Below are 13,892 nucleotides of genomic sequence, written 5' to 3'. Positions count from 1 at the left end.
AAGCAGGCCAAATTGACCTGCTTCTATGTATCCTTAATTTTTTTTTAATAACCAATTAAATATAACTAAGAATAGCATTATTTTTAAATTAACTAACTAAATTTTAACTATGAATAAAATTAGTAATTTATTTTTTAATTTCAGACAAATTAAGTTTTTATTTACAAAAAATAGGCCAAATTATACTTTTCTTCTACAATCTTCTTACCTGTTAAAAACAAAACCAACCCTTAACAATATAACAATCTAATAATCAGTAATTTACAATATACTAAGATCTCCTTTTCCTTCTCTTATCACAACCGGTTCATGCTCTGAAAGATCAATAATCGTTGAACCCACGTTATCTCCATAACCTCCATCAATAACAAGATCAACAAGATTCTGCCATTTTTCAAAAATCAATTCTGGATCTGTAGTATACTCAATTACATCATCTTCGTCACGAATCGAGGTGGAAACGATTGGATTACCCAATTGTCTTACAATTTCTAAAGCAATACTATTATCCGGTACACGAATACCAACGGTGGTTTTCTTTTTAAATTCCTTTGGCAGATTATTATTTCCTGGCAAAATAAAAGTATAAGGCCCTGGTAAAGCTCTCTTCAAAATTTTAAATGTCGCCGTATCAATTTGCCTCACATAGTCAGAAAGATTACTCAAGTCATGACAGATAAAGGAGAAATTAGCTTTTTCTAATTTAACACCTTTTATTTTAGCAATTTTTTCCAAAGCACGCGAATTGGTAATATCACAACCCAATCCATACACGGTATCAGTCGGATAAATTACTAAACCACCATTCTGAAGTACTTTTACCACTTTCGCTATTGCAGCTTCGCTAGGTTTATCCGGGTATATTTTTATAAATTCAGCCATTTCGTTATTCGTTTAAAGTTTAATTTATTTCCAAGATCACGATATCTTAACATCCTTACCCCTGAAACGGAAAACATTTCCTAACCTACAACATCCAATTTAGCAAATCGAAGTAACAGCTTTTTAAGCCCACCCACTTCAAATTTGATTTCGGCTTTTTTATCTCCTCCAACCCCTTCAAGATTGACTACCTCTCCCTTTCCAAAACGTTCGTGCATCACAATATTTCCGATGGTTAATTTGTTATCAAACAAATTAGGAGCTGCATTATTGGGATTAGCCCCCACTACTGGTTTTAATTTACGAAGATTACTATCCAATCTTGGCTCATTAGCACTGCTTTGTTTGGGTGGCGCAGTGGCTACTGGTTTTGCCAATCGCAATTTCGATTTATCGACATCTCCAAATATATCGCCATCAATAGGCGATTTGTAACGATAGTTACTCTCTGGTGGGGTCATGTATTCCAAATATTGACCATCGATTTCTTCAATAAAACGAGACGGCTCACTATCGGTTAGTTTTCCCCAACGGTAACGAGATTGCGCATAGGTTAAATATGCCTGGTGCTCTGCTCTTGTCAAAGCTACGTAAAACAAACGACGTTCCTCTTCTAATTCACTTCTAGTACTCATACTCATAGCACTAGGAAACAAATCCTCTTCCATTCCTACCACAAAAACATGCGGGAATTCAAGGCCTTTTGCCAAGTGAATGGTCATCAAGGCTACTCTATCTTCATCCGAGGTATCATTATCTAGATCAGTGGCCAAGGCAACATCTTCCATAAACTCCGCTAAAGCTCCTCTAGCGCCGTCAATTTCTTTCTGACCATCAGTAAAATCTTTCAAACCATTTAAAAGCTCTTCGATATTCTGCACTTTTGCCATCCCCTCTGGGGTAGCATCTTTTTTAAGTTCTTGAACCAATCCTGTTTTTTTAGCTACATAATCTGTAACATAAAAAGCATCTTGATTCTGATCAATGACTTGAAAATTCTGAATCATCGTCACAAAATCTTTAAGTTTCTGTTTCGTACCTGAATTCAACTTCAAATCGATTTTATCAATGTTCACCATTACTTCCCAAATCGAACGTTTGTAATGATTGGCTGCAATGGTCAGTTTTTCAACTGTAGTATCCCCAATTCCACGAGCTGGATAATTAATCACACGAATCAATGCCTCTTCATCTTTAGGATTAATCACCAAACGCAAATAACACAAAACATCTTTGATTTCTTTACGCTGATAAAAAGACAATCCTCCATAAATTCGATACGGAATATCCCTTTTTCTCAAAGCATCCTCCATTGCACGTGACTGTGCATTGGTACGATACAAAATAGCAAAGGAACCATTGTGCAGTTGATTTTGCATCTTCTGCTCAAAAATAGTACTGGCCACAAATCGACCTTCTTCCGCATCAGTCAAACTGCGGTGTACTTTAATTTTGGGACCAAAATCATTGGCCGTCCAAACAATTTTATCCAGTTTGGTTTTATTATGATCAATAATGGTATTAGCAGCTTCTACTATATTTCGAGTTGAACGGTAATTTTGCTCCAATCGGAACATCTTTACCCCCTCATAATCCTTTTGGAAATTCAAAATATTGTTGATATTGGCTCCACGGAAAGCATAAATACTCTGCGCATCATCCCCTACCACACAGATGTTCTGAAATTTATCAGACAAAGCCCTTACAATCAAATACTGCGAGTGATTGGTATCTTGGTACTCATCTACTAATATATAACGAAAGCGGTTTTGATATTTTGCTAAGACCTCTGGAAAACGAGTTAGCAACTCATTTGTTTTCAACAACAAGTCATCAAAATCCATAGCTCCTGCTTTAAAACAACGATCTACGTATTGTTGATAGATTTCCCCTAGTCTCGGCTTTTTAGCCATAGCATCAGCCTCTTGTAGCTCAGGATCATTGAAATAGGCTTTTACCGTAATCAAACTGTTTTTATAATTTGAAATACGTCCTAAAATTTGTTTTGGTTTATATACATCACGATCTAATTGCATTTCTTTGATAATCGAAGAAATCAATCGAGCGGAATCCTGTGAATCATAAATAGTAAAATTAGAGGGATACCCTAAATGCTCTGACTCTGAACGAAGAATACGCGCAAAAATCGAGTGAAAAGTTCCCATCCAAAGATTTTTGGCCTCGCTAGCTCCTACAATATCAGAAATTCTGTGTTTCATCTCACGAGCAGCCTTATTGGTAAAGGTAAGGGATAGAATACTAAAAGCATCAACACCCAAACTCATTAAATAGGCAATTCTAATCGTCAAAACACGAGTTTTACCCGAACCTGCACCAGCAATAATAATCATTGGCCCGTCCTTTTGTAAAACGGGTTCTCGTTGTGCTTCGTTGAGCTGGTCAATATATTTACGCATGAATTTTTTTCCTTTTATGCAAAATTAAGAATTAATCGTTTAATTAGCTACTAAGTTTTACTTAAGCCTCACTGCTTAAGATTCCTTTTTCTTTTAAATCAACAACTTGCTGCTTTTGACAGCCTATTTATAAAATACGTCATACGCAAATCGAATTAGTGTACACATCACGACCACCAAAAAGAAAACCCGAATAAAACCATTCCCTTTATTGATCGCCAATTTTGCCCCCAGCCAACCTCCAAAAGCATTGCTTGCTGCCATGGGCAAAGCGATGGACCAAATGATTTTACCTTTTATCACAAACAGTCCAATCGAACCAAAATTAGTAGCCAAATTGACCATTTTTGCATTTGCAGAAGCCTGTAAAAAATCGAACCCCATTAAGGCAATAAAAGCCACCACTAAAAAACTTCCAGTTCCAGGACCAATAAATCCATCATAAAAGCCCACAATCATACTAATACTAACAGCATAGAAAATCTGAGTTTTAGGTGAATGCTCTTTAACGACCTGTTGTCCAAAATTTTTCTTTACATAGGTATAGATCAATAAAAGAGACAAAACCACAAGTAAAAGTGGTTTCATAAAATCATTACTCACATAAATCAATAAAGTAGACCCCAAAACGGCTGAGGGAACAGCTAAAACCATCATAATCAGCAACAACCTCCATTGAATTACCACTTTTTTCATATACTGAAAGGCGGCAAATGCGGTTCCGCTGAAAGCGGGAATTTTTAAAGTACCAATGACCGTTGAAACAGGTAAATTAGGCAATAGTATCAAGCCCAACGGAGTCTGAATCAAACCTCCTCCTCCTACAATAGCATCAATAAACCCTGCAGCGAAAGCTGCTAAACAAAGAAAAAATATAATATACGACTCCATCACTATGTGTTTCACGCTTCTTTTAAAGCGGAGTACAAAAGTAACCTTCCCTTTTGGTTATTACAATAATTTTAAAGTGGATTTCTCTACAAAAAGTATATTTTTGTTGAAAAATGACACCCAATGGATTTTACAAAAATTATTGAATTAGCCAGTTATACGTTACCTGCAATCGTTACTGGATTTGTGGCCTACAGTTTTTTTGAACTGCACATTAAAAACAATGACAAAAAGCGCAATTTTTTATTAAACAGAGAAGCGCATAAGGAATCTTTACCGATTCGTTTACAAGCTTACGAACGTATGACCCTGTATTTAGAGCGAATCAATTTGACTAAATTACTCATTAGAATTGTACCGATCTCTAACGAGAAACACGACTACGAAAACTTTGTAATCGACCAAATCGAGCAAGAATTTGAACACAATTTAACACAGCAAATTTACCTGTCTGAAGACTGTTGGACTATCATTACAGCAGCCAAGAACTCTACCATTCAAATCATTCGCAAAGCGGCAATGAGTGAACGTGTAGACAGTGCTGATAAATTACGTGAAGTAATTTTGAATGATTTATTAGAAAAACAATCCCCTAGTAATGCTGCTTTGAGTTATATCAAAAATGAGGTAGCCCAATTGTGGTAAAAACAACTCTATAGCTAACGGTTTTTGATTGATCTTAATTCAAATCAAAAACCGTTAATCCCTTTTTTTTTTACTACCTATTGTCACTCATAATCTCAGATTTATTCTGAGCGTATTCAAAGCCTTGCTCCCACCACTGCTTCATCACTTCTTTATTAAAAATCAGTGCATTATTGGTCAGTTTTGTGGGCGTATAATACAAATTTAGTTTTACATTTTTATTATTAGCCATTAGCTTCCCTATTGCAATATCGTGCTTCTCCACTTGATCTAAGGCTATTCGAAACAAATCAATCATTAGTGAAAATGGATTTTTACCAATAACCGTTTTATTCATGTTTACTTCGGTCTCTAGAATAATCACATCAATTTCCGTGGCACCGCGATTGATTGCTTCTCGGATGGGCACCAAACTCGAAAACCCACCATCACCATACTCGTAATTGTTTTTGGTTACCAAACTCATAAACGGAATATAATTGCTCGAAATCCAAGACCAATCACAGAATTCTTCGTAAGTACAATCTTTAACCGATTTGTACTCCGCTTCATTTTTGGTCAAATTGGTCACCGTAACCACTACGTCGCTATTGAGTTTTTTAAGTTTATTGAAGTCGGATAATAAAAAATTATTTTTAATGTACTTCTGCAAACCTTTACTCTCTCCAAAAGTTCTTTTTCCTCTAAAGAATTGACGCAACACATTAAAATGGTTAATCGTTACGATTTCAACTCCATCTTTACTTTTAACCACAAACGGACAAATATTAAAAATACCGTTCATCGTCACATTAGTATAAACGGAATGGATTTTTTTGATATGACCCAATGCCAAATGTGGTATCAGCAAGCTTCCCGTAGAAGTTCCCAAAAACAAATCGTATTCGTGATTTTTTTCTTCTATTAGATACTGTGCTACACCTCCGGCAAATGCGCCCTTACTACCACCACCAGAAATAACCAATGCTCTCATAAATTTATTGTAGGTTTAGTTTTTGGATTTTTATTATTCAAAAATAGTCCGCTGCAAACCACCATAAAACCTGCTATACCGCCTGCTCTTAAAGTGTTTTATTGGAGGTACTATCTTACTCCTTTATTCTTTTAATAAACGGTTCAATTGCAACTGCTCATCAGGGGTCAAATTAGGCAAAATTCTTTCAAACGAAGCACGCATCTCTGATTTTTTTAATAAAAATCGGATTGTATCTCGTCCAAATTTAGAGAATTGCCACATATGATGTGTTGTTGCATTGACTAAGTTAGTTAAAACCTGATCGTTAATGATTTTAAAAGCAATTAATTTCTCCAGTGCATTTTGTCGCGTTATAGCCTCATACTTAGTAGATGAAAAAGCTATTAATTCGGCCATTAGCGCCTGTGAGTCATTGCTGTAATTTGGTGTTGATATCACTAAAGACAGCCATAAGGTACGCAGATTAAAGTCGTTGAAACCAATCCAATTTTTAGCTTTATTGAGGTATTCAATCCGATGATCCGGAAAATTTTTCCACAGCCAATACAAGGCAATTTCCTGGGTCTGATAAGATGGATCCTCTAGTAGCGTTTCGTAGGTTACTCTAAAATCTTCAGGTATTTTGGTTAAAGTGCTCGCAACAGCTTGTCGCACTTGTGGTTTTTGAGTCTGCAAAGCTAGTTGCAAGAGCGGCTTTTTTGCCTCATATTTTTCTGCTTCTAATTGCTCCACCACAGCCTCTTTCACCGACTGATAAACATCGGATTCTAATGTCTTTCTCAAGAAGGCTTCTTTTTCAACCAAAGGTAGCTTCTTTACTTTATCCACTTCTAGACGAACTTGAATGGCTTTATTTTTCGACAACAAAACATTTGCTGTTTCGGTATCAAATGCCGTAGATTCCAACCAGATTTTCTGAAATTTATCCAAGTCAAAACGGGATACCTTTTTAATTTCATCAAAGAAATTTTGCGTCTCCACCGTCTGATAACTGTATTTTTTCAGGTAACTTTTTATCGCTTTCTTAAAAGCTTTGTCTCCAATTGCTTCGTGCAAAACAAACAGTGCCCAAGCTCCTTTTTCATAAAAAGTTAAGGAACTAGCTTTAGCATTTAACACCGGAACTGTGTCTGTTCTCGATGCAAATTTTAACTGTTGGGCCGTATTGTATAATTTTGAATAAAAGTAATCATCACCATAAATAGTCCTTTCAGCCAATAAAGCGTAATAGGTTGCAAAACCTTCCTGAAGCCAATGATGCGTACTGCTTTTGGCGGTTATCAAATCCCCAAACCAATGATGCGCTAATTCGTGGGCATCAACATTGCTATAATCTCGATCTTCAATACCTATTGAATCCACTACAAAACGTGTAGCAAATAATGTGGTAGTCGTATTTTCCATTCCAGCATACAAAAAGTCACGAACCGGAATCTCTCTATAGATTCCCCAAGGATACTTCACCCCTATTTCCTTCTCCAAAAAATCAAAAATACGCTTTGAATTTCGATAGGTTGGTTCAAAACAACTTTCGTCTTTCTGCTCCAAATAGTACTCTAACGGAATCTTAGATTTGGCAAGTCCTTCCTTTTTAGTATACTTCCCCACAGCAAGCATGAGCAAATAGGAACTCATTGGCTGCTTCATTTCATATTGCCAATGCATGTCGTTCCCTCTGGCAGTCTTTTCCTTTAAAACACCATTAGAAACCACCTCATAGCCTTTATCATAGGTAATCCCTAAACTAAAAATCATTTTTTCATTCACATCATCAAAACTAGGAAACCAATTGCTGGTATATCTTCCTTGCCCTTGTGTCCAGATTTGCGCTTCTCCGTTTTCAACACCCACAAAGTACAACGCTTGTTTGGGTTTGGCTCTATAGGTAAAAGTCAAACGATACTGCCCCTTTTTAAAGGGATATACAAACTGTAATTCCTTGCCCGTATTGACAAAAATCACTTCTTTCTCATTGATTTGGACTTGGAAAAACTCCATGTTTTTAGCATCCATTTTAAGTGTATCCACCCCTTTCAAAACCTCAAACTCATAGTGCACCGATCCTGAGACCGATTTTTCCTGTGCATTTAGCACCAAATCTCCCTTAACCGATTTGAAATCGACAAATTGAGTTTGCTGCGCGAAAACAAAACTGCTAATAAATAAAAAGAGGTATTTCATGGAAATAAATTTGGACGCAATTTTCAAAGTTACAAAGGTTTCATCAACAAATCGAATGAAATTCGTAAGTTTACCTCATAAAATTACAACAGCGTGTCAACACCTATAAAAGCCTTATTTAATTGGAGCAGTGGAAAAGATTCCGCTCTCGCCTTATACAAAATTTCACAAAATCCAGCTTACCAAATTGACTGTTTGTTAACGAGTGTCAATGCGCAATTTCAACGAATTTCCATGCATGGTGTTCGTGTTGAATTACTGGAGGCTCAAGCAAAAAGCATTGGTATCCCATTAAAAATTATGCAAATTCCAGAAATGCCTACCATGGAAATGTACGAGGAGGTGATGACGGAAACCTTGACAGAAATAAAACAACGAGGCGTTACTCATTCTATCTTTGGTGATATCTTCTTAGAAGACTTACGAAAATATCGTGAAGAGCAATTAGCTAAAATAGGCTTTGAAGGTGTTTTTCCACTTTGGAAGATTCCTACTCACAATCTTATTGAGGAATTTATTGCTTTGGGCTTCAAAACCATAGTGGTTTGCGTCAACGAACGCTACTTAGATCAAAGTTTTGTCGGTCGAATTATCGATCAAAATTTCATTAATGATTTACCTGAAAATGTGGATGTTTGTGGAGAAAATGGTGAATTTCACACCTTTACCTTTGACGGTCCTATTTTCTCAGAACCTATCGCATTTGAAATAGGAGAAACTGTTTATCGAAAATATGAAAAACCCAAAAACGAAGATTCATCCAATACCGCCTGTGATACTACGGCCAGCGATACCTTTGATTTTGGATTTTGGTATTGTGATCTACTACCCAAATAGCCTCTTAATTTTTTTTAAGTATCTCAAAAGACAATTCCTTGTAGTGCCAAAAGCCTTAGACTGTACTAAGGCTACGGGTACGTTACTATTTTAGCGCTCCGAATACATTTGCAACAAATTGGTAACCGTATTCCAGTTTCTAATGGTCGCGGTTACATTTAGTTTTTTCTCGATGTACTTCTGGTCAAACCTTGTTTTTCCAGCACCTACTGCATATTTAATAAAAATCCTATTGCCATCAAGACTGGCTTCATCAGGTTTAAACTGACTAATTTTAAGGTCGTTTATGTTTTCACTTTTCAAAGCCACAGAAACAAAAGCCACATATAGTTTTTTGGTATCTACCTCTTTTTCTTTCAAAAAGGGACTATTTTTAAAACAAGCTTCTAAATCTTCTTTGGCAATCACTACAGCGGGTACATCATGTCCAAAAACCTTAAAAATTTCCTGTTTGATCATAAAGCTCACTTTCGAAGCGCTTTCTTCTTCTGTATCTACAAAAACATTTCCAGATTGCACATAGGTCACCACATTTTGAAACCCCATGTTTTCCAACATCGTTTTGAGTGCATCCATTTTCATCATATTGTGTCCCGATACATTGATACCGCGTAAAAGTGCTAAGTGTGTTGTCATTTTAATTGTTTAATTTTAAAAACAAAAAGTATTTAATTTATACCATTAAATACTTTTTGAGTGTAGCAAATTTACACTTTTTATTTCGTTTTCTCGTAAGTTGCCTCAGCGTCACACATACGTCCGTTATTGTCTAAGTAGCCCGCTTTATTTATAGTCAAACTTTCTACCAGACCAGATGAACAATTCAATATTAAAGTACTAGCAGTAGTATAGGTCAACACTAAATTAATTCCTCGTTCATCAGCATAGTTTTGGAAGGTTCCAGCTGCTGCTGTGGTAACATTTTTATATATTCTAGTCTTTGTAAACGTATTATCGCTATTAAACTCATAAGACTCCCGCCAAACGTAAGGATTAGTAAGATCTTTAACTGCGATAACATTAGTCCATTTTCCGTGGTAATCTGAAACTATTGCTTTGTCATCCGAATCCTTAGACGAACAAGAAGCAAGCATCAGAAAGCATCCAATTAAAAATGTAAAGTTTTTCATTTTTTTAATTTTAGGGTTAATAGTATGAAGATACTATCTTCATAAAATAGTTGCGCCTTATTTCGTTAAGTTAACGATTAGTTAATATGCAAAACAGTAAAGCTTTAGCTTGAAATAAAAAAAACGGAGTACAGAATAGATTTTCAAATTTCCCAATTAAAATCTATCTTCGCTTTTCCAAAAGACAAAAGAATGCCAACTACTAAAAAAGGAGCCAAAACCCTATACAGTATTTTCTAAAATCCAACCATCTAAAAACCTAAGAAGTCTTAAAATGTCTAATAATCTCCTTGAAACCCCAATAGAATACTTAAAAGGCGTTGGTCCGAATCGCGGTCAATTGCTTCGTAAGGAATTAGGGATTCATAATTACCTGGACTTAGTTAATTTTTTTCCCAATAGATACATTGACAGGACTCGTTATTACAAAATAAATGAACTCCAGAACACAGGTACCGAAGTTCAAATTATCGGCAAGATCATCAATATAAAGACCGTTGAGTTTGCCAAAAATAAAAAACGTTTGGTCGCTACCTTTGTAGACGATACTGGACAAATTGACCTGAATTGGTTCCAAGGACACAAATGGGTACGCGAGAGCTTAAAACTTAATGAAGTTATTGTCATTTTTGGAAAATGTGCTTTATACGGCAGCCAGTTCAGTATGGCGCATCCCGAAATTGAATTGTTGACTGAACACGAAAAAAGTCTTCGTTCAGCCATGCAACCAGTTTACCCCTCAACAGAAACCTTAGCCAATAGAGGAATTTCAAATCGAACGATTAATAAATTGATGGAGCAGTTGTTTATCGAAACTCAAGCTTTATTTACGGAAACCTTTCCATCTTATTTAATTGAAGAATTAAGCCTCATTTCCAAGAGAGCTGCTTTATTCAACATCCATTTCCCTAAAAGCACCGCTGTATTAGCCAAAGCACAATTCCGATTGAAATTTGAAGAATTGTTCTTTATTCAGTTACAATTAATCACTAAAAACTTAATTCGCAAGCACAAAATAAAGGGACATCCCTTTACCACAGTAGGTAATTATTTTAACGAATTTTACCAAAATCATTTGCCCTTTCAACTTACTGGTGCGCAAAAAAGAGTGGTTAAGGAAATCCGTTCAGACATGGGAAGTAATGCTCAAATGAACCGCTTATTGCAAGGTGATGTGGGCTCAGGAAAAACAATCGTAGCCTTTCTAAGCATGTTACTTGCTCTTGATAACGGTTTTCAAGCTTGTTTGATGGCTCCCACAGAAATACTCGCCAATCAACATTTTATTGGTTTATCCGAATTAGCACAAACCCTAAACATCAATATTAAAATACTCACGGGTTCCACCAAAACGGCGGCCCGAAGAATCATTCATGAAGAACTGGAAAATGGTAGTTTACATATCCTAATCGGAACACATGCACTTTTAGAAGACAAAGTAGTTTTTCATAATTTAGGTTTGGCCGTCATTGATGAGCAACATCGTTTTGGTGTTGAACAACGTTCCAAATTATGGAAGAAAAACCAAATTCCTCCACACGTTTTAGTCATGACCGCTACTCCTATTCCCAGAACCCTAGCCATGAGTTTGTATGGGGATTTAGACATTTCAGTTATTGACGAATTGCCTCCGGGTAGAAAACCCATTCAAACGGTACACCGCTTTGATAGCAACCGACTGAAAGTTTGGAAATTCCTACGAGATGAAATTGCCATCGGAAGACAAATTTATATTGTCTATCCCTTGATCCAAGAATCAGAAAAAATGGATTTTAAAGATTTGATGGATGGCTACGAAAGTATTTCACGTGATTTTCCGTTGCCACAATATGCTATTTCCATCTTACACGGTAAAATGAAACCAGCCGATAAAGATGCTGAAATGAAACGATTCTCTGAGGGAAAAACCAACATTATGGTGGCCACAACAGTTATTGAAGTTGGGGTAAACGTACCCAATGCCAGTGTAATGATTATTGAAAGTGCCGAGCGTTTTGGTCTATCACAACTTCATCAGCTCCGAGGTCGTGTTGGTCGCGGCGCAGAGCAAAGTTATTGTATCTTAATGACCAGTCATAAATTAAGCACCGACAGTAAAACTCGTATGGAAACTATGGTCCAAACCAATGATGGTTTTGAAATTGCCGAAGTGGATCTGAAACTTCGCGGTCCTGGTGATTTAATGGGTACCCAACAAAGTGGTGTTTTAAATCTTCAAATAGCCGATATTGTCCGTGATCGCGATCTTTTACTCTTAGCACGAAATTATGCTATGAAAATTTTAAAAGAAGATGCTGCTTTGCAAAAACCAGAACATGCGGTTTTAAAACTCATTTTTCTTGAATTAACTAAGAAGAAAAACATATGGAATTACATTAGCTAACAAAAATCCTCTGTTTTCTTTATTTCCTGCCACTGTTCCTATCGTTTGCCTTCACATGAATGTCATTGACTAAGGCATCAATTTTTTTAGCACTTTCTCTCATCATCTCTAAATAACTCAATAGATGATCATTATCCGTCTGCCCTTTGGTTACGTCAATGAGTTGTAAAACAGAGTTTACAGGTGATTTTAAATCTATAGATGCTTTATGAACAAAATCATGATAATCTTTAGTCGCCGCTAATGAGCTGTAGGTATCCGAAGCTAATTTACTGTTTTCCAACTCATAGTCATCCGATATTTTTGAAATATGACTCTGGCTGTGTTCTTTAAAATAATACGCCCAATAGCCATTCATAAAAAAAACAGCCACAGCCAATACAAGGTGAATGATGAGGGTTTCTAAATCAAAATTAACCTGAGAAAAATAGATTTGTGGCCCATTTATATCACTAAACATTACATTTTGAACATAAGCCAAAATCGTATGATGTAGGATCACTAATATAGTAAGGGGGATTTGCAATTTCCAGTTTTGATAGATAATTAAAATCGAACTAGCAACAAAAACAGTGAAGTGCATCTCAAACAAACCGTGCATCTGGTAAATATACTGGGCCATAAAAATAGCCAGTACCACCCCTAAGACGTACTGATAAAAGTTAGAATCTTTGAGCAGAATTTTTGCTGAGTAAAACATTAACAAATTCAAGGTACCTACTCCTACTCCAACCTCAAAAGTATCGTATTTAAAGGATATAGCCACACCGAAAAGGAAATAGATAATAAGAACAAAATGAATAATACTATCCGATTTCTCTTTCATCGAAGAGCTGAAGTTATACAAGTAATCTTGCTCGTTCAAATTGGATTTTCTTTTCATAAATTAATAGTAATAATATTAGATCAATCTTATTTAGTACATTTTGGCAAAGAACAGCCGTAAGCTCTTAGTGCCAAAAAATCAAACGATGGAGCAGCCGTTTGCCCCAATAAAGAATCAATAGCCATTTGCGCGTAATTGCTACTAGCATCGGTACAATAACGCGTTTTATTGTAATTTCCCCTAAAGTACAATTTATGAGAAGCATCAATTAACACAGCCTGAGGAGTCGAAAAAACACCACATTGCTTGGCCATATCTTCCTCAAAAAATACGGGTATCTTAGCCTTAAACTTTTTCTGGATTTCCTCTACTGTAAAATATTTCTCTTTATTGAGTACCACAATTTTGAAATCAATTTTATCTCCATATTTTTTAATTAACCCACTTACATGCGGTACATTAAAACGAGAACAAGGACAATCAGGATTAAAAAAATGAATAAAAACGGCTTTATTCTTAACAAGCCCCCATTTCCCTAAATCAATTGTACTCCCCATAGCCACATCGTGATGATTTTTAGGAACTGGTGTAGGAAGACTATACTTATATTCATTATTCCAAAACAATAAACAAACGGCACAGAATAATAAGGTAATCCACAAACTAACTAGTATTTTTTTCTTCATAGAGTGGCATTTTTGGGGTTAAAACAAAAGAAACACCT

The 13,892-nt window shown here is 35.9% G+C and carries 12 protein-coding genes; 3 read left to right on the top strand and 9 right to left on the bottom strand.

Annotated features, from left to right (window positions below):
* Positions 1-261 precede the first annotated feature (261 nt).
* From AC51AA_RS02955 to AC51AA_RS02945, 3 genes are all read right to left on the bottom strand, one after another.
* Positions 262-882, bottom strand: coding sequence for an L-threonylcarbamoyladenylate synthase (locus AC51AA_RS02955; RefSeq protein WP_500704255.1), 621 nt, complete (start codon positions 880-882; stop codon positions 262-264).
* 80 nt (positions 883-962) lie between these two features.
* Positions 963-3,299 (bottom strand): ATP-dependent helicase, encoded by a 2,337-nt coding sequence (locus AC51AA_RS02950; RefSeq protein WP_500704254.1) that lies wholly within the window; start codon positions 3,297-3,299, stop codon positions 963-965.
* Positions 3,300-3,422: 123 nt separating this feature from the next.
* The gene (locus AC51AA_RS02945) at positions 3,423-4,190 is read right to left on the bottom strand and encodes a sulfite exporter TauE/SafE family protein (protein ID WP_500705672.1); all 768 of its coding nucleotides are present in this window, start codon (positions 4,188-4,190) and stop codon (positions 3,423-3,425) included.
* Between the two features lie 123 nt (positions 4,191-4,313).
* Between AC51AA_RS02945 and AC51AA_RS02940 the strand changes: the two genes are divergently transcribed.
* The gene (locus AC51AA_RS02940) at positions 4,314-4,835 is read left to right on the top strand and encodes a DUF7935 family protein (protein WP_500704253.1); all 522 of its coding nucleotides are present in this window, start codon (positions 4,314-4,316) and stop codon (positions 4,833-4,835) included.
* A gap of 73 nt (positions 4,836-4,908) precedes the next feature.
* On the opposite strand, the gene AC51AA_RS02935 is transcribed toward AC51AA_RS02940, so the two are convergent.
* Positions 4,909-5,808 carry a patatin-like phospholipase family protein gene (locus AC51AA_RS02935; protein ID WP_500704252.1) on the bottom strand — a complete coding sequence of 300 codons (900 nt, stop codon included), beginning with the start codon at positions 5,806-5,808 and terminating at the stop codon, positions 4,909-4,911.
* 123 nt (positions 5,809-5,931) lie between these two features.
* Positions 5,932-7,992 carry a M1 family metallopeptidase gene (locus tag AC51AA_RS02930; protein ID WP_500704251.1) on the bottom strand — a complete coding sequence of 687 codons (2,061 nt, stop codon included), beginning with the start codon at positions 7,990-7,992 and terminating at the stop codon, positions 5,932-5,934.
* A gap of 93 nt (positions 7,993-8,085) precedes the next feature.
* Here AC51AA_RS02930 and AC51AA_RS02925 point away from each other — a divergent pair, with 93 nt between their 5' ends.
* On the top strand, positions 8,086-8,829 hold the full coding sequence (locus AC51AA_RS02925) for a Dph6-related ATP pyrophosphatase (protein ID WP_500704250.1): 744 nt from the start codon (positions 8,086-8,088) through the stop codon (positions 8,827-8,829).
* Positions 8,830-8,919: 90 nt separating this feature from the next.
* Here AC51AA_RS02925 and AC51AA_RS02920 read toward each other — a convergent pair whose 3' ends face one another.
* Positions 8,920-9,465, bottom strand: coding sequence for a DUF1697 domain-containing protein (locus tag AC51AA_RS02920; protein WP_500704249.1), 546 nt, complete (start codon positions 9,463-9,465; stop codon positions 8,920-8,922).
* Between the two features lie 80 nt (positions 9,466-9,545).
* Positions 9,546-9,959 carry a hypothetical protein gene (locus AC51AA_RS02915; RefSeq protein WP_500704248.1) on the bottom strand — a complete coding sequence of 138 codons (414 nt, stop codon included), beginning with the start codon at positions 9,957-9,959 and terminating at the stop codon, positions 9,546-9,548.
* Between the two features lie 241 nt (positions 9,960-10,200).
* Here AC51AA_RS02915 and recG point away from each other — a divergent pair, with 241 nt between their 5' ends.
* Positions 10,201-12,342 (top strand): ATP-dependent DNA helicase RecG, encoded by a 2,142-nt coding sequence (gene recG, locus AC51AA_RS02910; RefSeq protein WP_500705671.1) that lies wholly within the window; start codon positions 10,201-10,203, stop codon positions 12,340-12,342.
* Between the two features lie 19 nt (positions 12,343-12,361).
* Here the strand turns inward: recG and AC51AA_RS02905 are convergent, their stop codons facing one another.
* Together AC51AA_RS02905 and AC51AA_RS02900 are read right to left on the bottom strand one after the other, a co-directional pair.
* Positions 12,362-13,225, bottom strand: coding sequence for a hypothetical protein (locus tag AC51AA_RS02905; RefSeq protein ID WP_500704247.1), 864 nt, complete (start codon positions 13,223-13,225; stop codon positions 12,362-12,364).
* Positions 13,226-13,254: 29 nt separating this feature from the next.
* Positions 13,255-13,854, bottom strand: a complete 600-nt coding sequence (locus AC51AA_RS02900) for a TlpA family protein disulfide reductase (protein WP_500704246.1) — start codon at positions 13,852-13,854, stop codon at positions 13,255-13,257.
* Between the last annotated feature and the right edge of the window lie 38 nt (positions 13,855-13,892).

Source organism: Flavobacterium sp. OHVDL-2026-0007 (assembly GCF_059882335.1).
This window is presented reverse-complemented; position numbering and strand designations above follow the sequence as displayed.